Source organism: Mesorhizobium sp. LNHC221B00 (genome assembly GCF_000502935.1).
Taxonomy (GTDB): Bacteria; Pseudomonadota; Alphaproteobacteria; order Rhizobiales; family Rhizobiaceae; genus Mesorhizobium; species Mesorhizobium opportunistum.
On the sequence record NZ_AYWR01000008.1, the window covers coordinates 109,079 to 134,713 of the forward strand.

At 64.4% G+C, this 25,635-nt stretch carries 24 protein-coding genes; 10 read left to right on the plus strand and 14 right to left on the minus strand.

Features of this window, described 5'->3' with window-relative positions; translation table 11 throughout:
* Window positions 1–11: 11 nt before the first annotated feature.
* From X741_RS153885 to X741_RS153860, 6 genes are all read right to left on the minus strand, one after another.
* Complete coding sequence (locus X741_RS153885) at window positions 12–668, minus strand: methionine ABC transporter permease (protein WP_023777760.1); 657 nt, start codon at window positions 666–668, stop codon at window positions 12–14.
* A complete protein-coding gene (locus tag X741_RS153880) occupies window positions 649–1,737 on the minus strand; it encodes a methionine ABC transporter ATP-binding protein (RefSeq protein ID WP_023777761.1) in 1,089 nt (362 codons plus the stop codon). Before X741_RS153880 ends, X741_RS153885 begins: the two co-directional genes overlap by 20 nt.
* 85 nt (window positions 1,738–1,822) lie before the next feature.
* On the minus strand, window positions 1,823–2,677 hold the full coding sequence (locus tag X741_RS153875) for a MetQ/NlpA family lipoprotein (RefSeq protein ID WP_023777762.1): 855 nt from the start codon (window positions 2,675–2,677) through the stop codon (window positions 1,823–1,825).
* Between the two features lie 245 nt (window positions 2,678–2,922).
* Entirely contained in the window at window positions 2,923–4,410 is a 1,488-nt protein-coding gene (locus tag X741_RS153870) for an aldehyde dehydrogenase (protein WP_023777763.1), read from the minus strand.
* Complete coding sequence (locus X741_RS153865) at window positions 4,407–5,606, minus strand: cytochrome P450 (protein WP_023777764.1); 1,200 nt, start codon at window positions 5,604–5,606, stop codon at window positions 4,407–4,409. The genes X741_RS153870 and X741_RS153865 overlap by 4 nt, the downstream gene beginning before the upstream one ends.
* Window positions 5,607–5,679: 73 nt before the next feature.
* Window positions 5,680–7,128, minus strand: a complete 1,449-nt coding sequence (locus tag X741_RS153860; RefSeq protein ID WP_023777765.1) for an APC family permease — start codon at window positions 7,126–7,128, stop codon at window positions 5,680–5,682.
* A 192-nt stretch (window positions 7,129–7,320) separates the two neighbouring features.
* Here X741_RS153860 and X741_RS153855 point away from each other — a divergent pair, with 192 nt between their 5' ends.
* Genes X741_RS153855 through X741_RS153830 form a run of 6 tightly spaced genes read left to right on the plus strand, consistent with a single transcriptional unit; the run spans window position 7,321 to window position 13,768 of the window.
* Window positions 7,321–8,091 (plus strand): IclR family transcriptional regulator, encoded by a 771-nt coding sequence (locus tag X741_RS153855; protein WP_023777766.1) that lies wholly within the window; start codon window positions 7,321–7,323, stop codon window positions 8,089–8,091.
* A complete protein-coding gene (locus X741_RS153850; RefSeq protein ID WP_023777767.1) occupies window positions 8,091–9,371 on the plus strand; it encodes a Tm-1-like ATP-binding domain-containing protein in 1,281 nt (426 codons plus the stop codon). The genes X741_RS153855 and X741_RS153850 overlap by 1 nt, the downstream gene beginning before the upstream one ends.
* A complete protein-coding gene (locus X741_RS153845) occupies window positions 9,368–10,036 on the plus strand; it encodes an HAD-IA family hydrolase (RefSeq protein ID WP_023777768.1) in 669 nt (222 codons plus the stop codon). Before X741_RS153850 ends, X741_RS153845 begins: the two co-directional genes overlap by 4 nt.
* Window positions 10,037–10,057: 21 nt before the next feature.
* On the plus strand, window positions 10,058–11,407 hold the full coding sequence (locus tag X741_RS153840) for an aminotransferase class III-fold pyridoxal phosphate-dependent enzyme (RefSeq protein ID WP_023777769.1): 1,350 nt from the start codon (window positions 10,058–10,060) through the stop codon (window positions 11,405–11,407).
* Between the two features lie 37 nt (window positions 11,408–11,444).
* Window positions 11,445–12,752 carry an aminotransferase class III-fold pyridoxal phosphate-dependent enzyme gene (locus X741_RS153835; RefSeq protein ID WP_023777770.1) on the plus strand — a complete coding sequence of 436 codons (1,308 nt, stop codon included), beginning with the start codon at window positions 11,445–11,447 and terminating at the stop codon, window positions 12,750–12,752.
* Window positions 12,749–13,768: a phosphotransferase gene (locus tag X741_RS153830; protein WP_023777771.1), complete on the plus strand. Its 1,020-nt coding sequence runs from the start codon at window positions 12,749–12,751 to the stop codon at window positions 13,766–13,768. Before X741_RS153835 ends, X741_RS153830 begins: the two co-directional genes overlap by 4 nt.
* A gap of 21 nt (window positions 13,769–13,789) precedes the next feature.
* On the opposite strand, the gene hpaH is transcribed toward X741_RS153830, so the two are convergent.
* The 5 genes from hpaH to X741_RS153805 all read right to left on the minus strand — a co-directional run bounded on the left by hpaH (window position 13,790) and on the right by X741_RS153805 (window position 18,615).
* The gene (gene hpaH / locus X741_RS153825) at window positions 13,790–14,596 is read right to left on the minus strand and encodes a 2-oxo-hept-4-ene-1,7-dioate hydratase (protein WP_023777772.1); all 807 of its coding nucleotides are present in this window, start codon (window positions 14,594–14,596) and stop codon (window positions 13,790–13,792) included.
* A complete protein-coding gene (locus X741_RS153820; protein WP_023777773.1) occupies window positions 14,593–15,465 on the minus strand; it encodes a fumarylacetoacetate hydrolase family protein in 873 nt (290 codons plus the stop codon). Before X741_RS153820 ends, hpaH begins: the two co-directional genes overlap by 4 nt.
* A 240-nt stretch (window positions 15,466–15,705) precedes the next feature.
* Entirely contained in the window at window positions 15,706–16,686 is a 981-nt protein-coding gene (gene hpaD, locus X741_RS153815) for a 3,4-dihydroxyphenylacetate 2,3-dioxygenase (protein WP_023765411.1), read from the minus strand.
* Between the two features lie 13 nt (window positions 16,687–16,699).
* Window positions 16,700–18,217, minus strand: a complete 1,518-nt coding sequence (hpaE, locus tag X741_RS153810) for a 5-carboxymethyl-2-hydroxymuconate semialdehyde dehydrogenase (protein WP_023777774.1) — start codon at window positions 18,215–18,217, stop codon at window positions 16,700–16,702.
* Between the two features lie 11 nt (window positions 18,218–18,228).
* Window positions 18,229–18,615, minus strand: a complete 387-nt coding sequence (locus X741_RS153805) for a 5-carboxymethyl-2-hydroxymuconate Delta-isomerase (RefSeq protein ID WP_023765413.1) — start codon at window positions 18,613–18,615, stop codon at window positions 18,229–18,231.
* A 219-nt stretch (window positions 18,616–18,834) separates the two neighbouring features.
* Between X741_RS153805 and hpaR the strand changes: the two genes are divergently transcribed.
* Window positions 18,835–19,230, plus strand: coding sequence for a homoprotocatechuate degradation operon regulator HpaR (gene hpaR / locus X741_RS153800; RefSeq protein WP_224728766.1), 396 nt, complete (start codon window positions 18,835–18,837; stop codon window positions 19,228–19,230).
* Window positions 19,231–19,414: 184 nt separating this feature from the next.
* On the opposite strand, the gene X741_RS153795 is transcribed toward hpaR, so the two are convergent.
* Both X741_RS153795 and X741_RS153790 read right to left on the minus strand, forming a co-directional pair.
* Window positions 19,415–19,924, minus strand: a complete 510-nt coding sequence (locus tag X741_RS153795) for a flavin reductase (protein WP_013891926.1) — start codon at window positions 19,922–19,924, stop codon at window positions 19,415–19,417.
* A 6-nt stretch (window positions 19,925–19,930) separates the two neighbouring features.
* On the minus strand, window positions 19,931–21,475 hold the full coding sequence (locus X741_RS153790) for a 4-hydroxyphenylacetate 3-hydroxylase N-terminal domain-containing protein (RefSeq protein WP_023777775.1): 1,545 nt from the start codon (window positions 21,473–21,475) through the stop codon (window positions 19,931–19,933).
* Between the two features lie 92 nt (window positions 21,476–21,567).
* On the opposite strand from X741_RS153790, the gene X741_RS153785 reads away from it, so the two are divergent.
* Window positions 21,568–22,437 (plus strand): helix-turn-helix domain-containing protein, encoded by an 870-nt coding sequence (locus X741_RS153785; RefSeq protein ID WP_023777776.1) that lies wholly within the window; start codon window positions 21,568–21,570, stop codon window positions 22,435–22,437.
* A gap of 156 nt (window positions 22,438–22,593) precedes the next feature.
* Complete coding sequence (locus X741_RS153780; RefSeq protein ID WP_023777777.1) at window positions 22,594–23,082, plus strand: hypothetical protein; 489 nt, start codon at window positions 22,594–22,596, stop codon at window positions 23,080–23,082.
* Between the two features lie 192 nt (window positions 23,083–23,274).
* Here the strand turns inward: X741_RS153780 and X741_RS153775 are convergent, their stop codons facing one another.
* Entirely contained in the window at window positions 23,275–24,039 is a 765-nt protein-coding gene (locus X741_RS153775) for a response regulator transcription factor (RefSeq protein WP_051410447.1), read from the minus strand.
* Between the two features lie 380 nt (window positions 24,040–24,419).
* On the opposite strand from X741_RS153775, the gene X741_RS153770 reads away from it, so the two are divergent.
* Entirely contained in the window at window positions 24,420–25,628 is a 1,209-nt protein-coding gene (locus X741_RS153770) for an ABC transporter substrate-binding protein (RefSeq protein ID WP_023777779.1), read from the plus strand.
* Window positions 25,629–25,635 lie beyond the last annotated feature (7 nt).

Consider the following 25,635-nt stretch of genomic DNA (forward strand, 5'->3'; position numbering starts at 1 on the left):
GTCAGCCGGTCTCATCCCCGCCGATCCAGCCTCGCCACCAGCCGGTCGCCCGCCCACTGGATGCCGCAGACCAGGATGATCAGCACGATGACCACGGCGATCATCACCGAAGTCTCGAACCGCTGGTAGCCGTAGCGGATGGCGAGGTCGCCGAGGCCGCCGGCACCGATGGCTCCGGCCATCGCCGAGGCGCCGATCAGCGTCACCAAGGTCACCGTGAAACCGGCGACGATGCCGGGCAGGGCTTCCGGCACCAGCACCTCGCGGATGATCGTCCAGCGGTTGCCGCCCATGGCGCGGGCCGCCTCGATCAGGCCATGGTCGACTTCGCGCAGCGACACTTCGGCGATGCGCGCATAGTAGGGCGTGGCCGCGATCGACAGCGGCACGATCGCCGCCCATGTGCCGATCGAGGTGCCGACGATCAGCCGGGTCAGCGGGATCAGCGCCACCAAAAGGATGATGAAGGGCACCGAGCGGAAACCGTTGATGACCGCGCCGAGCACGCGGTTGATCCACAGGCTTTCGGCGATGCCGCCACGTTCGGTGGCGATCAAGGCCAGCCCCAGCGGCAGGCCGAACACCAGCGAGATGAGGCCCGAGGCGGCCGTCATCAGCACCGTCTCCCAGATCGACCGCAGCAGAAGCTCAAACAGGATCGGCGACATGGCCAAGCACCTCCACCCGCGCCTGGCGGGACTTCAGGAATGTGATCACCTCGGCGAGATGCTCTGCATCATTGCCGGGGACGGAAAGGAACAGCGTGCCGACGGGCTGCTGCTGGACATGGTCGATGCCGCCATGGATAAGACGGAACGCACCAGGCACCGTTGCCGCGAGATCGGACAGCAAGGGCCCGCGTGCGGCCTCGCCGGCGACATCGACGCGCAGGATGGTGTCGGCGCCGGCGGACGGCAGCAGCCGCGCTGCGAGTTCGGCCGGCAATTGCGGCCGGATCGCGCCAAGCAGGCTTCTTGTGATGTCTGATTGTGGGTTAGCGAACACCGACCAGACCGGCCCTTCCTCGACGATGCGCCCGGCGTCGATCACCGCCACGCGGTCGGCGATCGAGCGGATCACCTCCATCTCATGGGTGATCAAGAGGATGGTCAGGCCAAGCTGCCGGTTGATGTCTCTGAGCAGCGCGAGAATGGAGCGTGTCGTTTCCGGGTCGAGCGCCGAGGTGGCTTCGTCCGACAACAGCAGCGCCGGCCGCGCGGCAAGCGCCCGGGCGATGCCGACGCGCTGCTTCTGTCCGCCCGACAGCGACGCCGGATAGGCCTTGGCCTTTTCCGACAGGCCGACGAGGTCGAGCAGTTCGGCCGCTCGCGCCAGCCGCTCGGCCTTGGAGCGGCCCTCGATCTTCAGCGGCAGCGCGACATTGTCCTCGACCGTCTTGGCCGACAAAAGGTTGAAATGCTGGAAGATCATGCCGATGCGCCGGCGCAGCGGCTGCAGGTCGCGCTCGCCGAGCCGGCTGATCTCGCGGCCCTCGATGAAGACTTGACCGGAATCGGGCCGCTCCAGCCCGTTCAGGCAGCGGATCAGCGTCGATTTGCCGGCGCCGCTGCGGCCGATGATGCCGAGGATCTCGCCCTTGCGCACCGTCAGCGAGATGCCGTCGAGCGCCGCGGTGGCGCCGAAGCGACGCTTCAGGTCGACAAGACGCACCACGTCTTGCGGCGGTGCGCCAGGCCGATCCATGGCCTCGGTGGTTTCGATAAAATGCTGGTTCATACGCGGATCCTGAAAATGCGATTGCGGCCCGCGCAATGCGCGGACCGCCTTCCTGTCGGAGCTGACAAGTCAGTGTCCGATGGTGTCAATAAGCGCTGAGGCCGGTGCCCTTGTAGACCTTGTCGAACTCGGCTTTCACGGCTTCGTTCTGGTAGGAGGCGACCAGCGCCTTCACCCACGCCTCGTTCTCATTGCCGACCTTGACCGCGATGAAGTTGCGGTACGGGTTGTCGGCGATCGGCTCCTGCGCGATGCGGTTCTCCGGCGTCAGGCCGCTTTTCAGCGCCCAGTCGGTGTTGACCACGGCCGCGTCGAGATCCTCGACCGAGCGGCCGACGATGCCGGCATCGAGCTCCTTGATCTCGACCTTCTTGGCGTTTTCCGCGATGTCGGCGGTGGTGGCGAGAATGCCGGTGCCGTCCTTCAGCTTGATCACGCCCTCGTTCTGCAGCACGCGCAGCGCGCGGCCTTCATTGGACGGGTCGTTCGGCACGCCGATGACCGCGCCTTCTGGCAGGTCGGCGACCGCTTTGTACTTCTTGGAATAAAGGCCGATCGGCCAGACGCCGGTATAGCCGACGCGCACGATATGGTAGCCCTGGGTCTTGATCTGGTTGTCGAGATAGGGCTGGTGCTGGAAGGCGTTGGCGTCGATCTCGCCGCGCTCCAGCGCCTCGTTGGGCTGGGTATAGTCGTTGAACACCACGGTCTCGATGGTGAGGCCCTTTTCGGCGGCCTGGGCGACGACGACGCGCCAGACATCCTCGTCCTCGCCGCTGATGATGCCGACCTTGATCGCCTTCTTGTCTTCGGCGAAGGAGGCATGGGGAGCCATCAGGCTGCCGATCGCCACCGCCGATGCGAACAGCAGAGCAAGGCCATTGCGCCGGTTGAGCGTTGACCAAGGGGAAGCTGGCGAAGTGTTGTTGACGTCGGACATGATTGATCTCTGCGGTTGTGAAGTCATGGCAGCAAGGGCGGATTGCCTAGGCTTGGTCACATCGTCAGAAATTCTATCGATCTTATCAAAGAACGTGTTTCGCCGATCTCGCCGAAGCCGGGAATATTCTCTCAAAAATCCTGAGGTAGCGAGCACAAGGCACCGCCGGCCGGCCGCGACGGAACCCCGATGCGACCTTGGGCGCTTCTGCAGGCGCTCAGATTCTCAAGGAAAGCCGGGGGATCTCAAAGCGCGATCCAGGCGGTCTTCAATTCGAGATATTTCTCCAGCGCATGCAGCGACTTGTCGCGGCCGAAGCCGGATTGCTTGACGCCGCCGAGCGGCACGGTGATGTCGGCGCCGCCATAGGTGTTGACGTGGACGACGCCGGCATTGATGGCGCGCACCATGCGATGCGCGGTGGAAAGATTGGCGGTCCAGACCGCCGAGGCAAGCCCGTAGACGGTCGAATTGGCAAGCCGCACCGCCTCCTCCTCGGTCTCGAAACGCATGACGCCGAGCACCGGTCCGAACACTTCCTCGCGGGCAAGCTGCATGTCCTGTGTCACATTCTCGAAGATCGTCGGCGCCATGTAGCTGCCTCCGGTCTCGGTCAGTATGCGCTCGCCGCCGGTGACCAGCCTTGCGCCTTCTTCGGCGGCCTTAGCGACGAAGCCGAGGTTCTTGTCCAATTGCTCGGCGCTCGACACCGCGCCGACGTCGCTCGCGAGATCGAGCGGATCGCCGACCCTAAGCCGCGTGGTTGCCGAGAGAAGTTCGTCCATGAAACGGTCATAGACTGTCGATTGGACGAGCAGGCGCGAGCCGGCAACGCACACCTGGCCGGAATTGCGGAAGATGCCGTTGGCAGACACCACCGCCGCCTGTTTCAGGTCGGGGGCATCGGCAAAGACGATGTTGGGCGACTTGCCGCCGAGTTCGAGGAAGACACGCTTCAGGTTGGAACGGGCGGAATAGTCGAGCAGCCGCCGGCCGACCGGCCCGGAGCCGGTGAAGGCGATGGCGTCGACATCCATATGCAGGCCGAGCGCTTCGCCGGCAACCGCGCCACGGCCGGTGACGACGTTGAGCACACCGGCGGGCAAGCCGGCCTCGGCGGCCAGTTCCGCCAGCCGTAGCAGCGTCAGCGACGCGATCTCCGGCGGCTTGACCACCACGCAATTGCCGGCGGCGAGCGCCGGCGCGATCTTCCAGGCGCCGATCATCAGCGGGAAATTCCACGGCATGATGACACCGACGACGCCGAGCGGCTCCTTGTGGATCAGCCCCAGCACATTCTCGGCCGTCGGCGCGATCTCGCCATAGACCTTGTCGATCGCCTCGGCGTAATAGCGGATGGTCCCGGCCGCCGACAGCGGTTCGGCCTTGTAGGCCATGCCGATTTCGGTGCCATTGTCGCGCACGCCGAGCACAGCCAGTTCATCGACGTGCTTTTCGACCAGCTCGGCGAGCCTGGTCAGCACTTTCTTGCGAAAGGCGGGTGCCGCGCGCGACCACGAGCCCTTCTCGAATGCCTTGCGCGCCGACCGGACCGCGCGATCGACATCGGCGGTATTGCCGTCGGCGATGCTGGCGAAAGGCCGACCGTCGATCGGCGATATCACGGGCAGCGTCGCGCCGCCTGTCGCCTCGGCCTGCGCGCCATCGATGAACAGGCCGCGTGTGCCGATCTCGACCTTGCGCAGGGTGTCGATGGCATTCTGGGTGATCATTGGGGACCGGCTCCGAAACTGACATGCAATGTGGTGGGCGCCCGGAATTCCCAGCCGCGGAACACGGGCTCCTTGCCGGGCACCAGGCTGAGATCGGGAAAGCGCTCGAGCAGCAGCCTTACCGCGAGGCACATCTGCTCGCGCGGGAAAAACCGGCCGGAACAGAAATGATGGCCGAAGCCGAAGGCGGCGTGGTTGCCTTCGTCGCGGTCGATGTCGAAGCGGTCGGGGTCGGAAAACCGGCTCTCGTCGCGGCTGGCCGAGGAGACAAGTGCCGCCACTGGCGCGCCGGCGGGGATCGTCGCTCCGCCGATCTCGACCGCACGGGTCGTTTCGCGTGTCTGCGTGCCGATCGGCGCCACCCAGCGCAAGCCCTCGTCTACGGCCTTGGGCACGAAGGTCTCGGGATCGCCGAGCACCTTGCGCAACTGGTCGGGGCTCCTCAGCAGGCCGACAAGGATCGAGCCGGCGCCGTGGCCCGGCTCCTGCATGCCGCCGAGCAGGATCACCTTGACGGTCGGCATCAGGAAGTCGATCGGCCGCGTTTTGCCTTCCGGCATGCCGTCATGCAGCATGTGCGACAGCGCCGAATCGTCGGGCTCGCGGACCAGCCTTTCCAGCGTCGGCGTCACCGCATCGCCGACCTCGGCGCCGATCGCGTCGGCGATTTCCTGCCGCTTAGGGTCCTTCTCGAAATTAATGGCGCCCTGGGCAAGGCCATAGAACCAGCGCCGCAGGGTCGGCATGTCGATGTCGGCAAGGCCGAGCGAACGTGCCAGGCTAAGCGTCGACACAGGCTCGAAATAATCGGCCATCAGTTCGGCCGAACCGCGTTCGGCGATCGCATCGAGATAAGGCTCGGCGATCGAGCGCACGAGATCGCCGGCATAGGAGGCGACGGTGCGTGGCCGGTATTTCGGGTCGACGCCCTGGCGAAGGTGCTTGTGGACCTCGCCGTCGCTGGTCAGGATCGTCGGCTTGCCGAAGGAGCGCTCGACCGGCGATACGCCGGCCTTGACGATTGCGGAGAAGATGCCGGGCGACTTCGCCACCAGTTCGACATCCTTCCAGCGGGTGACGAACCAGAGACTGACCGAGGGCACGAAGGCGACCGGCGCGCTGCGCCTGAGTTCGGCATAGATCGGATAGGGATCGGCTTCCAGCGCCCCGACGGTGATGTTTTCGGCAAAGCTCAAGGCCGCCACTCCCTTTGTGGTGGAAGGGGCGGCGTCACGCCGCCCCGCTACGTCTCTCGATCCGGTGTTTCGCTCAATCCTTCAGGGGCAGACCGAGGCTTTCGAAGGCCACCGGATCGCGGCTCTTCAAGGCGCCGGCCAGCAGCAGGCCGACCACCGCGGCGATCAGCACCAGCCCCGGCAGGAACACGCCGAGGAAGCCGCCGGCCCCCGACAGGCTGCCGAAATTGATGACGATCAGATAGATGATGACGACGAAGGCGATGAAGGTCAGCCCAGGCAGGATGGTCGTCTTCACGGCATTTTCCTGCGCCGATGGGTTGGCGCGGAAGTACATGACCACGGCGAGCGAGGCCACCGCCATCATGACGATGACGCCGAGCGTCGCGACATTGGTCAGCCAGGAAAACAGTGCCAGCACCGGATCGAGGCCGAGCACGGCGAACAGACCGACGACGACGGCCGCCAGAACGCTCTGGATCACCGAGGCGACATGCGGGCTCTGGTGTGCCGAATGCGTCACGCCGATCGACTGCGGCAAAAGCTTCTCGCGGCCCGAGACATAGATGTAGCGCGCGACCGCATTGTGGAACGCCAGCACGCCGGCGAACAGGCTCGACACGAACAGGATGCTCATCGCCTGCGACAGCATCGTGCCGGCGTAGCGGTCGGACAGGCCGAACAGGAACGTCGTCGGATCCTGCAAGCCCTGCAGTGCCGGCAGCAATTTGTCGACACCTGCGCCGATCGCCATCAGCCAGGCGGTGACCATGTAGAAGACGCCGATCAACACCACGGAGATATAGGTGGCGCGCGGTATCGTGACCTTGGGATCGCGTGCCTCCTCGGCATAGATCGTCGTTGCCTCGAAGCCGATGAACGCCGCGAAGCAGAACAGGATGGCGATCGCTGGCGCACCGCTGGTGATCTGGCTCCAGCTGAAGGGTGCGGCCGACAGTCCGCTGTCGCCGCCGGTCTTGAGGATGGCGATGTCGAGGATCAGCACCACGGCGTATTCGCAGAGAACCAGCACCGTCAGGATCTTGGCCGATAGGTCGACCTGGCGGTAACCGAGCACGGCGACGAGCGCGATGGCGATGAAGCTCCACACCCACCAAGGCAGGTTGATGCCCCAGCCGGCGAACAGTCCGGCGGTAGCGGCACCCAAAAGACCCATGACGCCGATCTGCATGGCGTTGTAGGACAGGATCGCGATCAGCGCCGTGGCGCCGCCGGCGAGGCCGCCGAGCCCGCGCGCGGCGTAGGCATAAAAGGCGCCGGCATTGCCGACATGCCGCGACATGGCGACGTAGCCGACCGCGAACAACAACAGCAGCACCGTGACGATGAGGTAGGTGCCGGCAAAGCCGGCGCCATTGCCCATCAGCATGCCGAGCGGCGTGCCGCCGGCCACCGCCGTGAGCGGAGCCGCCGCCGAAATCACCATGAAGGTGATGGCGCCGACGCCGAGACTGTTCTTGCGCAGCCTGTTGGCCGGCGCCTGTTCCAAAACTGCTGTCATTGGTCCCTCCTGTTTGCAAACCAGGTTGTCGGTTTGCTGGCCGCATGGCCTGTCCCATATCGCTCTGGCGGTTTGGTTCATTATTTGAACCCTTATTTTGAATATAGACTTGCAAACAAACCGGCTTCCTGTCAAGTTAATTCACACGTTAAATGATTGCCTCTGAATGGATGGCAATGCCGGGAGGTAAATTTGGGTACGGTTGGAAAAGCGATCTCGCTTCTGGAGCTGTTCACCGTGGCGGAGCCCGAACTCGGCCTGTCCGACCTCGCGCGCCGGTCGGGCTTCGACAAGGCGACGACGCGGCGGCTGCTGGTTGCGCTGACCGCCCATGGCTTCGTCGAGCAGGATGGCGGTACGCGGCACTACCGCCTCGGCGCCGGTCTGTCACGGCTGGCGCGCATCCGCGAGGCCCGCTTCCCCTTCCTGCAGACGGCGGTGCCGCTGGTGCGGGATCTGGCAAGTGCCACGGCCGAGACGGTGCATCTGTCGGAATTCGGCATCGACAGGCTGGTCACCGTGCATGTCGAGCATCCCACGCGGGCAAACCGGGTCAACGTCGATATTGGCCAGCTCCTGCCGCTGCATTCGACCGCCTCCGGCATCGTCTATCTGGCCTTCGCCCGGGAGGAGACCGTCAAGGCATGCCTGGCGTGTCGCCTCGAGGCGTTCACCGCGCATACGTTGATCGAGCCGGCCGCCATCTCCCGCTCCCTGGATGAGGCGCGCGGGCGCGGCTATTCGATCTGCGACCAGGGCCTGGAAGAAGGCGTCATATCAGTCGCGGCGGCAATCCTGTCGGCGGACGGCTTCGCGCTCGGCACCATCGCGGTGGCCGCGCCGAAGGCCAGGACGACGGCAGCCGATATCGCGGAACGCGGAATTGCGGCCGTCGCCGCGGCACGGGAGATTTCGATGCGTCTCAATGGCGAGAATCTGCAAACCCTGAGGAGGCAGGCCTAATGCCCGTGGATCCCGCGCCCCGCATCCTGGTCATCGGCACCGGCGACACCAAGGCCGATGAACTGCTGTTCATGAAAGCCTGCATCGAGGCATCGGGCGGCTGGGCCGTCATGATGGACGTCAGCGTGCTCGGCGATCCGCCCTACAGCCCCGATCACGACAAGCATGCCGTGGCCCGCGCTGTCGATGTGACGATCGAGGAGATCGTTTCCAGCGGTGACGAAAACACCGCCATGACGCTGATGGCCGGCGGCGCGGTGCAACTGGTGCGCCAACTCCACCAGCGCGGCGAGATCGACGCCTTCGTCGCCATCGGCGGTTCGATGGGCACCGATCTGGCGCTCGACGTCGCGCTCAGCCTGCCACTCGGCGTGCCCAAATTCGTCGTCTCGACCATCGCCTATTCGCACCTGATCCCGCCCGAGCGCGTCGCGCCCGACCTGATGATGATCCTCTGGGCAGGAGGGCTCTACGGCCTCAACAACATCAGCAAGCTGGTCCTGTCGCAGGCCTGCGGCGCGGTCGTCGGCGCGGCCCGGATCGTGCTTGCGTCACGCGCGTCGGCGCCGGCTCTCGGGCCGACCATCGGCATGACCTCGCTCGGCGGCAGCTGCCTGCGCTACATGAAGACGCTGAAGCCGGCGCTGGAACGGCGCGGCTATGACGTCGCCGTCTTCCACACCACCGGAATGGGCGGCAGAGCCTTCGAATCGATTGCCGGCCAGGATCATTTCTGCGCGGTGTTCGACTTCAGCCTGCAGGAAATCACCAACCATCTTGCCGGCTCCGTCGTCAGCTCCGGCGCCGACCGGTTGGAAAACGCCGGCGCCCGTGGCATCCCCCAGGTCGTGGCACCGGGCGCCGTGGATATGGTCGATCTGCCGACCTGGCAGGATTTGCCGGCTAAATTTTCGCAGCGTCCGTTTCACGCCCATAACAGGCTGATTGCCTCTGTCACCGTCGATGCCGATGATCGCCGCCAGGTCGCCAGGACCATCGCCGCCAAGCTCGGCGCGTCGAAGGGCCGCTCCGCCTTCATCCTGCCTTCGGGCGGCATACAGGAATGGGACATGCAGGGCGAGCCGCTTTACGAGCCGCAAGCGCTTGCCGCCTTCGTCGACGAAATGCGCAAGGCTATTCCTCCCGGGGTCGAGTTCCACGAGATCGACGCCCACATCAACAGCGACGCCTTCGTCGGCAAGGCGCTCGAGATCTTCGACCGCTGGGTCGAGGAAGGCATTGTCCCGCGCGGTGCCCCTGCCAAGGGAGTGGCCGCGTGAGCGCTGTCCCGGCCCAGGCGCTTGTCCTTGATTTCGGCGGCGTCGTCACGCGAACGCTGTTCGAAACCCATGCGTTGACCGAGCAGGCGCTCGGCCTGAAGCCCGGAACGCTGCAATGGCGCGGGCCGTTCGATCCGGCCAGTGACCCGCTGTGGCGTGCGATGCAGGCCGACGAGATCAGCGAGCGCGATTATTGGCGCACCCGCACCAGCGAGGTCGGCCGGCTCGTCGGCGAGGACTGGCAGGCGATGGAAACTTTCGTCCAGCGCGCCCGCGGCGCCGAGCCGGAAAAGGTGGTACGGCCCGAGGCCGACAGCGCCATCCGCGCCGTCCATGCGGCCGGCTTTCGCCTGGCGATCCTGTCCAACGAACTCGACCTGTTCTATGGCGCCGGCTTCCGTCAAAGACTGCCGCTGCTCGGCCTGTTCGATGTGATCGTAGACGCCACCCATACCGGCATCCTCAAGCCCGACACGCGCGCCTATGCCTTCGTCACCGAGGCGCTCGGCCTGCCCGCCGGCGCCTGCGTGTTCGTCGACGACCAGCAGCGCAATATCGATGGCGGCCGTGCCGCCGGCATGCGCACGGTTCATTTCGACGTTGCCCGGCCGGCATTTTCCTACGCCGAGGCACTCGGCCATTTCGACCTCGTCCCCGCCGTCTGAGAACCATTTTCGGAGCCTGTCATGCGCGACATCAATTTCCTCACCGAGACAAACGCCAAGCCGATCTGGCATCCGATGGCACACCCGGCCGAGATGCGGGCCAACCCGCCAAAGGTGATCATGAAGGGTGAGGGCGTCACCGTGACGGACATCGACGGCAACAGCGTGCTCGATGCCGTCGGCGGCCTGTGGAACGTCAACCTCGGCTACAGCTGCGATCCCATCAAGAAGGCGATCGCCGACCAGCTCGGCGCGCTGCCCTACTATTCGGGCTTTCGCGGCACCTCGACCGGACCGTCGATCGAGCTCGCCTACGAACTCTCTGAATGGTTCGCGCCGGAAGGCATGGTGCGGACCTTCTTCACCTCGGGCGGTTCGGATTCGGTCGAGACGGCGCTGCGGCTCGCCCGGCAATACTGGAAGATCCGCGGCCAGGGCGACCGGACGAAATTCCTTGCGCTGAAGAAGGGCTATCACGGCACGCATTTCGGTGCCGCCTCGGTCAACGGCAACGCCAATTTCCGCCGCAACTACGAGCCGCTGCTGCCCGGCGTCTTCCACATTCCCGCACCCTGGACCTTCCGCAACCCCTTCGACGAGACCGATCCGGCAAGGCTGGCGAAACTATGCGCCAAGGCGCTGGAAGACGAGATCGCTTTCCAGGGTGGCGACACCATCGCCGCTTTCATCATGGAGCCGGTGCTCGGCGCCGGCGGCGTCATCGTTCCGCATGAAAGCTTCATGCCGCTGGTGCGCGAGATCTGCGACCGCCACGAAATCCTGCTGATCGCCGACGAGGTGGTCACCGGCTTCGGCCGCACCGGCGCCTGGGCGGGCTCGCGGCTCTCGGGCGTGAAGCCGGATTTCATGACCATCGCCAAGGCGATCACCTCGGGCTATTTCCCGCTCGGTGCCACGCTGATAGGTGGCAAGGTCGCCGATGTCTTCGAGGCCGACAAGACCAGCTTCGGGGCGATCGGCCACGGCTACACCTATTCCGGCCACCCGGTCGGCTGTGCCGCGGGACTGGCGGCGCTTGCCGAAACCAAACGGCTTCGCCTGAACGACAACGCCGCCGCGCGCGGTGGCGAACTTGCGGCCGTGCTCGAAGGCCTGAAGGCGAAGCACGAGATCGTTGGCGATGTCAGGTACAAGGGCTTGATGGCGGCGGTCGAGCTGGTCTCGGATCGCGCGACGAAAAAGCCATCCGACAAGAAGGCCATGGCCGTGGTCTCGGAGGCGGCCTATGAGGCCGGCGTCATGCTGCGCGTGTCCGGCAACAACATCATCCTGTCGCCGCCGCTGATCATCAGCGCCGCCGACGTCGCCAAAATCGGCGAGGCAATCGACGCAGGCCTGTCGAAGCTCTGACGGACAATTGCATACAACGAGGCTTTGGGACCGACAGATGACTCAATCGCAGAAGAAGATCACCGAGGAAACCTTGGTTGGCCGGCGCGGCCGCCTGCTCGGCGCCAAGTCGCAATTGTTCTACGACGAGCCCGTGCACCTCGTGCGCGGCGAAGGCGTCTGGCTCTACGACGCCGACGGCCGCAAATATCTCGATGCCTACAACAATGTCGCCCATGTCGGCCACTGCCACCCGCATGTGGTCGAGGCGCTGTCCCGGCAGGCGAGCCTGCTCAACACCCACACGCGCTATCTGCACACCGCCATCCTCGATTATGTCGAGCGGTTGACGGCGACGTTCGATGCAAGCCTTTCCACCGCCATCCTGACCTGCACCGGCAGCGAGGCGAACGACATCGCGCTGCGCATGGCGCAGGCGGCATCGGGCCAGATGGGCATCATTGCCACCGACGCCACCTATCACGGCAACACCACGGCGGTTTCGCAGCTCTCGACCCGCATGCCGCCGGTCGGCGGCCGCGCTCCGTACGTCAGGCTGGTGCCGGCACCCGACAGCTATCGCCATCCCGATACGATGGCCGACGGCAAGGCCTTTGGCGAAGCGGTGCGCGAGGCCATTGCCTCGCTGGCGAAGGACGGCATTGGCCTGTCCGGAATGATCCTGTGTCCGCTGCTCGCCAATGAAGGCTTCCCGACACTGCCCAGCGGCTTCTTCGACGACGCCGTGGCAGCGGTGCGCGACGCCGGCGGGCTGCTCATCGCCGACGAAGTGCAGCCCGGCTTCGGCCGCACCGGCAGCCATTTCTGGGGCCATCAGCGGGCCGGCTTCACCCCCGACATCGTCACCATGGGCAAGCCGATGGGCAACGGCCATCCGGTCGCCGCCGTCGTCGCCACCGGGGACCTACTGGCGACCTTCCGCAATGCCTTCCGTTACTTCAACACCTTTGGCGGTAACCCGGTTTCCTGCGCCGTGGCTAGCGCGGTGCTCGATGTCATCGAGCAGGAGAACCTCGTCGGCAATGCGCGCGACGTCGGCGCCCATGCACTCGGGCTGCTGCGCCCGCTGGCCGACCGCCACGAATGCATTGGCGAGGTCAGGGGCGCGGGCTTGTTCTTCGGCGCCGAGCTGGTTCATGACCGCGAGACCCGCGAGCCTGCGCCTGACATTGCCGGGCGTGTCATCAACGCGATGCGCCATCGCGGCGTGTTGATGGGCAAGACCGGCATTCATGGCAACGTGCTGAAGATACGCCCGCCAATGCCGTTTTCGCGCGACAATGCCGATCTCTTGATTGGAGCCCTGGACGAAGTGCTTGAAGAAGTCGGCGGGGTTACGGCGTGAGCGCTGTTTTCGCGCAATCGGAGCCCGAGACGGAAGCGGATGTCACCGAGCTTGCCAGGCGTGCGCTCGAACATTGGGGCGTTCGCGATGGTGAACCGGAACTGCTGAAATACCGCGAGAATGCGGTCTTCCGCATTCGCTTGCCCGATGGCCAGCCGGCCGCCATGCGCATCCATAGGCCGGGCTATCACTCGGATGCCGCGCTGTCTTCGGAATTGCAGTGGATGGGCTTCCTGCAATCGGCCGGGGTCGCCACACCGTCCCCGGTGCCGGCGTTGAACGGCGATCTGTTCGTGCCGGTCGGCACCGGCACAGCGGCGCCGCGTCAGGTCGATTGTCTGAGCTGGCTGGAAGGCCGCGCTGTCGGCGCGCGCGGCGTGCCGCTCGGCTATGCGCCCGAACAGGCAAGGCAGGTATTCACGGCCATCGGGCGAACCATCGCCCGCATGCACAATGCCGCCGCCGGCTGGGCGACGCCGCCGGGCTTTGCCCGTCATGCCTGGGATTTCGACGGCTTTTTCGGTGCGACCCCCATATGGGGCCGTTTCGAAACCTGCCCGTTTCTCGACGATACCAGCCGCGAACTGGTGTTCCGTGCGCACGAGAAGGCGGTCGCGGCGCTATCGCGGCATGAGCGCAGCGCGCGCAATTTCGGCCTGATCCATGCCGATCTGGTGCGCGAGAACGTTCTGCTCGACGGCGACGCCATCCAGATCATCGACTTCGACGATTGCGGCCATGGCTGGCACGTCTACGATCTTGCCGTGGCACTCTACCAGAACCGCCACGAAGCGATCTATCCGCTGATCGAGGCGTCGCTGCTCGACGGCTACCGCCAGGAGCGAGACCTGACGCCGGAGGACATCGCGTCCTTGCCGCTGTTTTCGGCACTGCGGGCCTTCGCTTTCCTCGGCTGGGTGCAGAGCCGCGTCGAGGGTGACGTCAACAGGAATGCCGGCATGCGCATCTCGGCCATCGCCGCCGACGTGGTGGCGGCTTACCTGCGGGGCATGTGAGGGCTGCTGGCGACTGCGGCGTCAGCTCTTCGCGAAATGGATGCTGACCGTTCCCGAACTGCCGAAATCGGCAACGATGGTGTCGCCGGGCCGCGCTTCGACCGGCCGCACGAAGGATCCTGACAGCACCACTTCGCCAGCCGCGATCGACATGCCGTAGCGGGCGAGCCGGTCCGCCAGCCAGGCGATGCCCATCGCCGGATGGTTGAGCACGCCGGCGCCAAGCCCGGTCTCCTCGACCTCGGCATTGCGCGAGACGATGGCGCCGATCCAACGCATGTCGGCTTCATCGGGCCGCTGCGGCCTGCCGCCCATGACGATGCCGGCATTGGCGGCGTTATCGGAAATCGTGTCGAAGAAGGTGCGTACCTTGTTGGTCTCGGCGTTGATGCGTTCGATGCGGGTGTCGAGGATTTCGAGCGCCGGCGTGATGTAGTCGGTGGCGTTGAGTACGTCGAAGAGGGTCACGCCGGGCCCCTTCAGCGGCGCCTTCATGACGAAGGCGATCTCGGCCTCGACGCGCGGCTGGATGAAACGGCCGGCCGGGACCGTCGCGCCGTCGCTGAAGAACATGTCGTCGAACAGCACGCCCGAATCCGGGATGTCGATCGCCAGCGCATACTGCATCGCCTTGGAGGTCAGTCCGATCTTCCAGCCCCTCGGCTTCAGCCCGGCGCCGATCTTGCGTGCCACCAGCGCCGCCTGGACGCGGTAGGCGTCCTCCATGGTCGCTTGCGGGTAATCGAGGCTGAGCAGCCGGATCTGCCGGCGCGACCGCTCAGCCTCGAACAGCCGCGCCGCGGCGTCTTCGACTTGCTCGGGGGTCATATGCTTGCCTCGTCGACGACACCGTTGCGAAGCAGACCGATGCCCTCGGCCTCGACCTCGATCACATCGCCCGGCTTCAGCCAGATCGGCGGATCGAAACGGGCGCCGGCGCCGGTCGGCGTGCCGGTGACGATGATATCGCCCGGCACCAGCGTGGTGAAGGTCGAGATGTAGTTGATGATCTTGCGGAAGGGAAAGATCATCCGGCTGGTGCGGTCCTGCTGGCGGATCTCGCCATTGACGCGGGTGGAGAGCTCAATATCGGCGATCTGCGCCTCATCCGTGAACGGCACCAGCCACGGGCCGATCGAGCCGCTGCGGTCGAAATTTTTGCCTTGCGTGACGTTGAACTTGGCATGCCGCACCCAGTCGCGGATGGTGCCTTCGTTGCACAGCGACAGCGCCGCAATGTGGCCGAGCGCATCGGTCTCGGCGATGCGCCGACCGCCCTTGCCGATCACGATGACGATCTCGCCCTCATAGTCGAGTTGCAAAGAGTCCGGCGGCCGCACCAGCGGCGCGTTATGGCCGACGAAGGAGCGCGGAAAGCGGATGAACAGCGAGGGATTCGACGGCGCCACCTGGCCGTCCTTGTACTCCTCGTTGCGGTCCGGATAATTGACGCCGACGCAGATGATCTTCTCCGGCGAGGGGATCGGGATGTCGTAGGCGATGGCGTCGAGCGGGAAATCGGCGGCGAACGCCTCGGCCTCTTCCCCCAGCCGCCGCAAGGCGCCGGCCTCGATCACTTCGCGCAATGTCGGCCACTGGGCGTAGCGGACCGACAGGTCGACGACGCCCTTGCCGGTGACCGCGCCATAGCGCGTCTTGCCGCCGGCGGTGAAGGTGGCGAGCCGGGGCGGGGTCATGCTGCGGCTCCGGTGGTGGCGATGGATGTCTGCAGGGACAGAGTTCTACGGCGTCCCCCTCTGTCCTGCCGGACATCTCCCCCTCTTGGGGGGAGATTGGATTTTGTCTCTGCTTTCGCCAACTTCCAGCGTTGCGAGAAGATCGCGGGCCGGAAGGCCAGCCAATCTCCCCCCTTGAGGGGGAGATGTCCGGCAGGACAGAGGGGGGCGCCGTAGAACGCTGACATCTCTAAAATCCCATCACGGCGCAATGATCGGCGACGCCGTCAGATCCGGCTGGCGTGCCGCCGCGCCGGCGAAGGTGCTACCCTCCTCGAACCAGCTTTTCGGCGCCGGTGCGCCCCACAGCGTCTGGCGCTGCGGATCCTTGAGGTCCCACTTGATTGGCTCAAGATCCGGATCGACCGTCTGGTAGTCCGAGCAGTAGATCTCGATGCGGTGGTTGTCCGGGTCGCGGACATAGAGGAAAAACGCATTGGAAATGCCGTGCCGGCCGGGGCCGCGTTCGATGTTCGGCAGATAACCGGTCGTCGCCATGAGGTCCAGCAGGTCGATGATGTTGAGCGGCGTCGGCACCCAGAAGGCGACATGATGCAGGCGCGGGCCGATGCCATTGGTGAAGGCGATGTCGTGGACGCCGCCCTTGCGGTGCGTCCAGGCCGCCCACAGCTTCCCGGTTGCCGCATCCTCGGTGTATTCGGTGACCCGGAAGCCGAGCTCGTTGTAGAAGGCGACGGACTCGTCGACATTGGGCGAGAAGCAGTTGAAGTGGTCGATGCGCAGCGGCTTGACGCCTTTGTAGAGCGCATATTTCTGGTGGATCGGCGGCAGCCTTTCCATCTGGGCATAGAACTCCAGCGGAATGCCGTGCGGGTCGCGGGTGCGGAAGGTGCGTGACTGGTAGGGCCGCTCGACCCATTCCACCGGCAAGCCCTTGCCCTTGAAGAAATGCACCGCTCTGTCGAGATCCTCGTCCGAAAAAACCTTGAAGCCGAGATCGCGCGCTTCCGGCGTCGTCGCCTTGCGCAGCACGATGCAATGATGGCCACGTTCCTCCATGGCGCGCAGGTAGATGGCGCCCGATGTCTCGTCGGTGACCTGCAGGCCGAGCGTGTCGACATAGAACGCGCGCGATCTGGCGAGGTCAGTGACGGCCAGCTCGACATGGCTGAGGCGCACGATGTTGAAGGCGGGATAGAGGTTGGGCTTGGGCAAGGGCATCTGATTTCCTCCGTCAGCCGCCGAGTTTCTGGATTGCGTGCGCTGAAGTGGCGAAGGCGATGTTCTTCGTCTCCATGTAGAAATCGAAGGAATGGTCGCCGCCGTCGCGGCCGATGCCGGAGTTCTTGACGCCGCCGAACGGCGTCGGCAGATGCCGCACATTCTCCGAATTGACCCAGATCATGCCGGCGTCCAGCGCATCGGTGAAACGGAAGGCGCGGGTCACGTCCGAGGTCCAGAGATAGCCGGTCAGGCCGTACTGCGTGTCGTTGGCCAGTGCCAGCGCTTCCGCTTCGTCCTTGAAGGCGATGGCGGCCAGCACCGGCCCGAAAATCTCCTCCTGGGCGATGCGCATTGTGTTGGTGGCGCCGACAAACAGTGTCGGGCTGACATAGCATCCGCCGCCCGGGCCGGCGAACTTGCCGCCGCCGGCGGCGACCACCGCGCCCTCCGATTTGCCGATCGCGATATAGGACAGCACCTTTTCCTCATGCACCGGATGGATCAGCGGTCCGACAACGGTCTTGGGGTCTAGCGGATGGCCTATTGTGATGCGCTTTGCCTTTTCCGCCACCAGATCGGTGAACTTGTCGTAGACCGAGGCTTCGACCAGCAGCCGCGATGACGAGGTGCAGCGCTCGCCGTTGAGCGAGTAGATCATGAACACCGCCGCATCTGCCGCACGTTCGAGGTCGGCGTCGGCGAACACGATCACCGGGTTCTTGCCGCCAAGTTCGAAATGCACGCGCTTCAGCGTGTCGGCGCCCTGTTTCATGATCATCGAGCCGGTGCGGCTTTCGCCGACGAAGCCGATCGCCTTGATGTCGGGATGCTCGGTCAGCGCCTTGCCGGCATGCTCGCCGAGGCCATTGACCAGGTTCCACACACCCTTCGGCAAGCCTGCCTCCTCGGCGATCTCGACCAGCAGCCGTGCGGTCAGCGGCGAAAACTCAGCCGGCTTATGAACCACCGTACAGCCGGCCGCCAACGCGGGCGCGATCTTCCAGGTCGACAGCATGAACGGCGTGTTCCACGGCGTGATAACGCCGACCGGGCCGATCGGCACGCGCGTGGTGATGTTGACCTGGCCTGTCGTCCGCAGCGTCTCGCCGTCACGCGCTTCCGGCGCACGATCGGCGAAGAAACGGAAGTTCTCCGCGCCGCGCAACGCCGCCTTGGCCATGAATTTCAGCGCCTGGCCGGTATCCATGCATTCGACGAAGGCGATTTCCTCGGCCCGTGCCTCGATGGCGTCGGCGATTTTATGCAGCAGCTTCTTGCGCGCTTCGCCGGGCATGGCGGCCCAGGCCGGGAACGCCGCCTTAGCCGCCTTGGCGGCGCGGTCGATATCGGCGGCGCCCCCGCGTGCGACCTTGGCCAGCGGCTTCAAATCGACCGGCGACATGGTTTCGAAGGTCGAGCCGTCGGCGGCCGGCACCGCCTCGCCGCCGATCTGGTTCAGCACGCCGTCGCGCTTGAAGCGGGCCAGATAGGCCTCGGCCTTTTTCAGATTGCCTTCGAGATCGGACATATCAGCTTCCGTCACTTGCCGCGCAGCCGCGGGTGGATTGCGTTTTTCTTCCAGCTCAGCACTGGGTCGATTTCCCTGATCTCCAGCGACAAGGCGAAATGCGGCGTCTCGAACAGCGCTGCCAGATATTCGCTTACGGCCGCGAAGATGGCTTCTCCTGTCCGTTTCTTGTCCTCGGCGCTGCGGCCGGTGCCGATGCGAAACGACATGTCGAGGAAGGCGTTTTCCGGCTGCCTGTCGGCAATCGCATAGGCGTCGGCGCGAAAGGCCCGCACCCTCACGGCGCCGGTCTCGAACAGCCCGGTGTCCAGCACCGCGCGCAATACCAGCGCGCATAATTCGCCCATATCGACCTTGGCAGCGAGATTGGCCGAATACTCGATGGAGAAGTGAGGCACCGCGTCTCGCTCCCTGGAACATTGCTTTGTTATAATTAACGCGTTAATTACATGCGATCCCACCGAAGTCAAGTCTTGCATCGGGCTTGGCACGACGATACGGGATGACGGTGACGGGCACTGAGGGCCAGCGCTGCTGGGCAAAGCCCGCCACCAATCGCGAGCCAGCGTTGGAGAGAATTTCACTTGCTGCCGGAAAATACTCGTCGCTCCCTGCCGATGGCATTGCTTCACGCCCGTGAAGTGGTGATGGCGCGGTTTCGTCCCATGCTTGCCGCCCATGACGTCACCGAACAGCAATGGCGCGTGCTGCGCGTGCTGAGCGAAGCCGGCCCGGTCGAGGCGACGGAGCTTGCCGACCGCGCGTCGGTGCTGCCGCCCAGCCTGACACGCATCATCAAGGCGCTCGAGGGACGCAAATTCATCACCCGCAACAAGGCCGAAGGCGACGGCCGCCGCGTCGTCCTGACAATCGCCCCGGCGGGTTCCGCCCTGATCGATGCCCTGTCGCCCGAACGCCGCGTCATCTATGACGACATCGAACGCCGCTTTGGCCATGAGCGGCTGGAGCAGCTGCTCGATCTCCTGGAAACCCTGATCGACGGCGAGAGCTGATCTCTGACGGGTCGCCACAGAAGTTTTAACGGTTTGTTGGCGCCGCAACCTTGGAAATTGGCTGCAGTGCCCCTCACTTCGTCATCCTCGGGTCTTCGCGACGGAGCTTCGCTCCTGCTTCGCCCGTGGATGACGACGTTTGGAAGGCTTCGCCTCCATTCCCCGTCAGCGCCATCAATTGTCCTCACCCGCCAAAGCTCCCCAACCGCGTCGGCTGCGTATAATTCCGATCAACGTAGAGCAGCGCCGAGCCGCCGCTGCCGTGCCTGACATCGATGACGCGGCCGATCATCACATTGTGCGTGCCGACGATATGCACGTCCTCGATCTCGCAATCGAAATTGACGATCGCGTCCGACAGCGCCGGCGTGCCCGACGTCAGCGTCTGCCAGCGCGCCGCCGAATAGCGCGCTTCCATGTCCTTGGTCGCGCCGGCAAACTTTCCCGCCAGATGCATATGGTCATGCGTCAGCACGTTCACGCAGAAGCGCCGGTTGGCGAGGAACATGGCGGCCTGCGCCGAACGTCCGTTCATGCACACCAGCAGCGTCGGCGGCTCGTCGGAGACGCTGCACATGGCGGTGGCCGTGAAGCCGCCGCGCCCCGCCGGGCCATCGGTGGTGACGATGTTGACCGGCGCGCAGACCCTTGCCATGGCGTCGCGGAAATCGGCTTTCGAAATCTGCGTGGCCATCGGCGTTCACCCGGCCGAGGCGGGAAGCGGATTGAGCCAGGTATCGCCCGTCCAGCCGTTCTCGTCATAGTCGGCCATGCAGGTGTCGACCAGTTCCTCCATCGCCTTCAGCCGGCCGCCGCGTTCGGCGCCCTTCAGCACCTGCAGCCGCACCTCTTCCGGCGCACCGGCATAGTTCAACTCATAGAGCGCGTGGCGGCCGCCGAATTCGGTGCCGGTCGCGTCCCACAGCAGCTTCATGATCTTGATGCGCTCGACATGGCCCATGTCATTGGAGCCGCGCACATATTGCGCCAGATATTTGTCGATCTCGGGATTCTTGAAGTCGCGCACCGACGACGGCAGGTAGATCAGCCCGGACGCGATCACCCGGCGCACGGTGTCGATGACGCGCGGATAAGCTTCCGACATGAAGGTGCGGTAGGCCAATGCGGCTTCCAGATTGGGCAGCACCGCGCCATTCGCCCACGGGATCGGATTGTAGGCCATGGCGTTGGAAAAGCTCCAGAACATGTGCCGGAGCGCGATAACCTCGCCCAGTGCCGCCTGGTTGCCGCGGAACGCATCGCCGCCGGTGGCGCGCAGCGCCTTGGCCAGCAGGCCGGCGAGGAAGTCGAGCTTGACGGCAAAGCGCGTGCAGCCCTGGAAGCAGTAGCCGTGCATGAAGCCCGACGCCGGATGGAACGACAGGATCTTCTGCGCGTCACGCAGCACCAGAACGTCCTCCCAGGGGATGAAGACATTGTCGAGCACCAGGATCGCGTCGTTCTCGTCGAAGCGCGACGACAGCGGATAGTCGAACGGTGACGCCACCGTGTTGGCCGTCTGCTCATAGGAGACGCGGCAGAACATCTTTATCCCCGGCGCGTTCATCGGCACGATGAACATCACCGACAGCGACGGATCCTCGGTGACCGTCGCTGAGCTTTGCGCCAGGAAATTGTAATGTGTCAGCGCCGAGGACGTTGCCACCACCTTGGCGCCGGAGACGTAGATGCCGGCATCGGTCTCCTTGGTGATGTGGACGAAAACGTCCTTCACCTGCTCCGCCGGCTTGTGGCGGTCGATCGGTGGGTTGACGATGGCATGGTTCATGAACAGCACGGCTTCCTGGGCTCTGCTGTGCCAGGCGAGCGCATTGTTCTTGAACGGTCCGTACCAGTCGGCATTGGCGCCGAGCGTGTTCATCAGCGCCGCCTTGTAGTCTGGCGTGCGTCCCATCCAGCCATAGGACATGCGCGACCACTCGGCGATCGCTGTCTGTTGGGCGACGAGTTCGCCTGAGGATTTGGCGACACGGAAATATTTGTGGGTGTAGCCGCCCGATCCGGTGTCGGTGGCCGAAGTCAGAGTCTCGCGCCGCCTAGAGTCATGCAACGCGTCGTAGAGGCGTGCCAGCGACCGCGCCGAATTGCGCATCGCCGGATGCGTGGTGACGTCGGGGATGCGTTCGCCGTTGATATAGACCTCGCGGCCGTCGCGCAGGCTCTCAAGATATTCGGCGCCCGTGAACGGGCGCGCTCTGTCGGCACGGAAATCTTCTGACCGCATGATGTTCCTCCACTTGGTTCGCGATCCTAGCGTCGGGCCCGAGGATCGGCTATGGACGGAACGGCAAAACCGATTGGACTTTTTCCGGCGTCATGAGCCAGAACTCCATCCCCGATTTCTTCGTCTATGGCGAGCCCGTCCGGCCGCTCGATGTCGGTTTCCTGCATGTCGAGACAGTGCTTGCACGCAGCAACATCCACCTCGGCCAGGTCGCTGCGCACAAGCATCCGCAGATGGGCCAGATCACCTACTGGACCAGCGGCTCCGGCACCTATCGCATCGAGGACCAATCCTGGGACTTTTCGGCGCCTGCCGTCAGCTTTGTGCCGAGTAATGTCGTGCATGGCTTCTCGATCGGCCCCGGCACCGACGCGACAGTCGTTTCCGTCGCCGACGATGCGCTCGCGGCGATAGAAGCGCACAGCCTGCTGCCGCTGGACAGGCCGGTCTTCGCCGACGGCCTGCCGCAGCACGCCGCCTGGAAACGGCTGGCGGCGGTGCTGGACATGATTGCCGCCGAATACACCGAAGCGCAGGCCGGCAACGACAAGACCTTGCCGTCGCTGATCGCCGTCGCCCTCTCCCACATCGCGCGTCTCGGCCCCGAGGTGATGGACGCCACAGGCTCTTCTGAAGCCTTGCTTGCGCAGGGTTTGCGCCGTCTCATCGACGCGCATTTCCGTGACGACTGGCCGGTTGGCCGCTACGTCGAAGCGCTGGCCACGACGCCGCATCTTCTCGACAAGGCCAGCCGCGCGGTGCTGGGCAGCGGCGTCAAGCGCGTCGTCGGCGAGCGGCGGCTGCTGGAGGCCAAGCGGCTGCTCCTGTTCACCGTCCGCACCGTCGAGGACATCGCCTACGAGATCGGCTTCGACGATCCGGCCTACTTCTCACGCTTCTTCCGCGAACGGGTCGGCGAAGCACCCGCCGCTTGGCGCCGCAGGCAGTTGCAAGGGCATTGATTTGGTGCGGCGCCACGTCTCGTGACGCGCAAACCTTGATGTTGTCGGCCACTTTTTCGTGAAGCTGCACTGGTTGATCCGCTCGCCTGCTTGCCTAGGTAAAGAGCGCGGCCGGGCGCTACGCAATCCCCAACAGGGCAAATCCGACAAATCGGTATGACATTTTCCTGTATTAGAAAGCTTGTCCTTCCTGTTCTTGTCGTCGGCGTCCAGTCCTCCTGCGTCATACCCGACGATACATCGCGCATCGCCAAGGTTGACCCCACGACGGCGGCGGCTCGCAAGGAGATGGTGGGCCTCAGCGAAGCCGATGTTCGAATGTGCGCGGGCTTTCCGACCGCCACCGCGGACGCAGGCGGGTCTGGCCAGATCTGGACCTACAAGCGCGTCGTTCAGCGCGGCAATCTCAGCATTGTCGTCCCAACCCTGGCGCTAGGTGCGATCCCGACGGTCGGCGGCTCCGTCAATGTCGCTCCCGGCGGCTATTGCGACACGCAAATACGCATGGTCGACGGCCGCGTCGCCGAAGTCGCCTATGCCGGCGACAACAATTTGCCGAACAGTCGCGACGCGCTCTGTGTCAGCACGGTGGACGCCTGTGTGTCCTATGCCCGCCAACACAGTCAAAGAGCGACAGCCAGGTAGCCGTCACGGCTGATCGGCGAGCCGTGGCGTTGCGTGTCGCGCCGGTAAGGGCTTGACTGACCCGCCGGACGGAATTCGCTAAGGCGAAATACCGGCCCTGATCGCCGGGCGGCAAACATGCCTCGTATGCCTCGCCCTTCCGGGTGCAGGCGGCGGGGCATTGTCATTTCTGGGGTCCTGTTTCGTCGCCGGTCAATTCTTGATGAGGCCCTCATAAGGCGGCGTATTCAGTATGTAGGCCACCTCGGTCCGGTTCCGGGCGCGAAGTTTTTTCATGATGTTGCGAACATGCACCTTGACCGTGCTCTCGCACATGTTGAGTTCGTAGGCGATGACCTTGTTCGCTTTCCCGCGACGCAGTGCTTCTATGACCGAAATCTGGCGCGACGTGAAAAGATTGTCTTCTTGCGCCTGCGATTTGGTGGCCTGGTGGCCATCCCTGGCGTTTTGCGCCGATTGGAAAAGCACACTCGGCGGGATGAAAATTCCCCCTGCCGCGACGAGATGAATCGCCTTGGCTGCGATTTGCAGGCTGACGCTCGTTGGAACATAGCCGCATGCGCCATTGTCGATCGCTTTGTGAACATCGTCGAAATTTTCGATATCGGCGAGGATGATGGTGCTCACCCAGGGTCTCGTCGCCTTGAGGTGGGCGATCCGGGCGAGATGGTGGTCTGCCTCGGAGTTTGACCACACGGCGCACATCAGCACAGTCGAGATCCTTTGGGTCTCCTCCATGTCTGCCGCGTCGAAGGTTTCGATGCTCGAGAAATGCTGGAAACGAAATGCCGGTTCGATTTCCGCGAGGCCTCTTGCCAGGCAGTCGCACATCAGCGATCGATCATCGATAATCGCGATCTCGATCTCCGCCGCAACGAAGGCGGGTGGGCTGTCGGGATCGATATCAAAAGCACACAGGCTTGCCTGGGCCGCCTCAAATGTTTGAATTGCTGTCATAGCTGCTCCTCTTGCCCCCTCGCTCGCATCTGGGGCGTGGCTACTGCTCCACGGTTCTCAACTCCCCTCAGTAATCCGTGGATTCGAGCCATATGTATGTGAAGAACAGCACATGACGAGCGAAGCCGATCGGCAACGCCCCCATGGCCGACCGGAGCTCGGGCAACTCGGCACGACCGGTGTCCCGCCAGGCGGTTCACACCGTTGTGTTCAATCCTGGCTCGCTCACGGCTGGCATAATGCCGCCGAAGTGCGCCGCTTCGGACGTGAAATCGGCAACCGCCCCTTGCCGAGCATTCCCATCTTGCTCATGTTCATTATTGCTTTGAAGATGATCGATCGTAGGGGGCGGCCGGATTCATCGAATGGGAGGAAGAACCATGAAGGCATGTTATTTCGTTTCTGCCGCGTTTCTCGCCGCATCCGCGATCCCCGCCTCGGCCGCCGAAATTTCCGATGGCAAGGTCAAGATCGGCATCCTCAACGACCAGTCCGGCGTCTATGCCGATTTCGGCGGCAAGTGGTCGGTCGAGGCCGCCAAGATGGCGGTCGAGGATTTCGGCGGCAAGGTGCAGGGCGCGCCGATCGAGATCATCAGCGCCGATCACCAGAACAAGCCGGACATCGCCTCCAACATCGCGCGGCAGTGGTACGACACCGAACAGGTCGATGCCATCATGGAGCTGACGACCTCCTCGGTCGCGCTCGCCGTCCAGGGCATTTCCAAGGAAAAGAAGAAGATCGACATCGTCACCGGCGCGGCGACCACCGAACTCACCGGCAAGCAGTGCTCGCCCTACGGTTTCCATTGGGCCTACGACACCCATTCGCAGGCGGTGGGAACCGGCGGCTCTCTGGTGCAGCAGGGTGGCGACAGCTGGTTCTTCGTCACCGTCGATTATGCCTTCGGCTATTCGCTCAAGGAGCAGACCGCCAAGTTCGTCGAAGCCCATGGCGGCAAGGTGTTGGGCGAAGTGCGCTATCCCCTGGGGGCGACCGACCATTCATCCTTCCTGCTCCAGGCGCAGTCCTCGGGCGCCAAGGTGATCGGGCTGGCGAATGCCGGCCTCGACACCTCCAATTCCATCAAGCAGGCGGCCGAATTCGGCATCGTCCAGGGCGGCCAGCGCCTTGCGGCCCTTCTGTTCACGCTGGCCGAGGTGCATGGGCTGGGCCTCCAGGCGGCGCAAGGCGTCGTGCTGACCGAGGGCTACTACTGGGATCGCGACGACAAGAGCCGCGCGTTCGGGCAGCGTTTCTTCAAGCGCACCAACCGCATGCCGAACATGATCCAGGCCGCGACCTATTCGGCGGTGACGCAGTATCTAAAGGCGATCGACAAGGCCGGCACCGACGAGACCGAGGCCGTCGCCAAGCAATTGCATTCGCTGCCGGTGGACGACGCCGTGATGACCAATGGCAAGGTGCAGGCGGACGGCAACATGGTCCATGACATGTATCTCTACCAGGTCAAGGCGCCCAGCGAGAGCAGCAAGGACTGGGACTATTACAAATACCTCGCCACCATCCCCGGCAAGGAGGCCTTCCTGAGCGAGAAGGAAAGCGGCTGTCCAACGGCGGCCCAGTGATCGGCGC

What these genes read in the sequence shown, in the direction of transcription:
- X741_RS153885 (WP_023777760.1), bottom strand. Translation starts at nt 668, where the DNA reads ATGTCGCCGATCCTGTTTGAGCTTCTGCTGCGGTCGATCTGGGAGACG.
- X741_RS153880 (WP_023777761.1), bottom strand. Translation starts at nt 1,737, where the DNA reads ATGAACCAGCATTTTATCGAAACCACCGAGGCCATGGATCGGCCTGGC.
- X741_RS153875 (WP_023777762.1), bottom strand. Translation starts at nt 2,677, where the DNA reads ATGTCCGACGTCAACAACACTTCGCCAGCTTCCCCTTGGTCAACGCTC.
- X741_RS153870 (WP_023777763.1), bottom strand. Translation starts at nt 4,410, where the DNA reads ATGATCACCCAGAATGCCATCGACACCCTGCGCAAGGTCGAGATCGGC.
- X741_RS153860 (WP_023777765.1), bottom strand. Translation starts at nt 7,128, where the DNA reads ATGACAGCAGTTTTGGAACAGGCGCCGGCCAACAGGCTGCGCAAGAAC.
- X741_RS153850 (WP_023777767.1), top strand. Translation starts at nt 8,091, where the DNA reads ATGCCCGTGGATCCCGCGCCCCGCATCCTGGTCATCGGCACCGGCGAC.
- X741_RS153840 (WP_023777769.1), top strand. Translation starts at nt 10,058, where the DNA reads ATGCGCGACATCAATTTCCTCACCGAGACAAACGCCAAGCCGATCTGG.
- X741_RS153835 (WP_023777770.1), top strand. Translation starts at nt 11,445, where the DNA reads ATGACTCAATCGCAGAAGAAGATCACCGAGGAAACCTTGGTTGGCCGG.
- hpaH (WP_023777772.1), bottom strand. Translation starts at nt 14,596, where the DNA reads ATGACCCCCGAGCAAGTCGAAGACGCCGCGGCGCGGCTGTTCGAGGCT.
- X741_RS153820 (WP_023777773.1), bottom strand. Translation starts at nt 15,465, where the DNA reads ATGACCCCGCCCCGGCTCGCCACCTTCACCGCCGGCGGCAAGACGCGC.
- hpaD (WP_023765411.1), bottom strand. Translation starts at nt 16,686, where the DNA reads ATGCCCTTGCCCAAGCCCAACCTCTATCCCGCCTTCAACATCGTGCGC.
- hpaE (WP_023777774.1), bottom strand. Translation starts at nt 18,217, where the DNA reads ATGTCCGATCTCGAAGGCAATCTGAAAAAGGCCGAGGCCTATCTGGCC.
- hpaR (WP_224728766.1), top strand. Translation starts at nt 18,835, where the DNA reads ATGGCATTGCTTCACGCCCGTGAAGTGGTGATGGCGCGGTTTCGTCCC.
- X741_RS153795 (WP_013891926.1), bottom strand. Translation starts at nt 19,924, where the DNA reads ATGGCCACGCAGATTTCGAAAGCCGATTTCCGCGACGCCATGGCAAGG.
- X741_RS153790 (WP_023777775.1), bottom strand. Translation starts at nt 21,475, where the DNA reads ATGCGGTCAGAAGATTTCCGTGCCGACAGAGCGCGCCCGTTCACGGGC.
- X741_RS153785 (WP_023777776.1), top strand. Translation starts at nt 21,568, where the DNA reads ATGAGCCAGAACTCCATCCCCGATTTCTTCGTCTATGGCGAGCCCGTC.
- X741_RS153780 (WP_023777777.1), top strand. Translation starts at nt 22,594, where the DNA reads ATGACATTTTCCTGTATTAGAAAGCTTGTCCTTCCTGTTCTTGTCGTC.
- X741_RS153775 (WP_051410447.1), bottom strand. Translation starts at nt 24,039, where the DNA reads ATGACAGCAATTCAAACATTTGAGGCGGCCCAGGCAAGCCTGTGTGCT.
- X741_RS153770 (WP_023777779.1), top strand. Translation starts at nt 24,420, where the DNA reads ATGAAGGCATGTTATTTCGTTTCTGCCGCGTTTCTCGCCGCATCCGCG.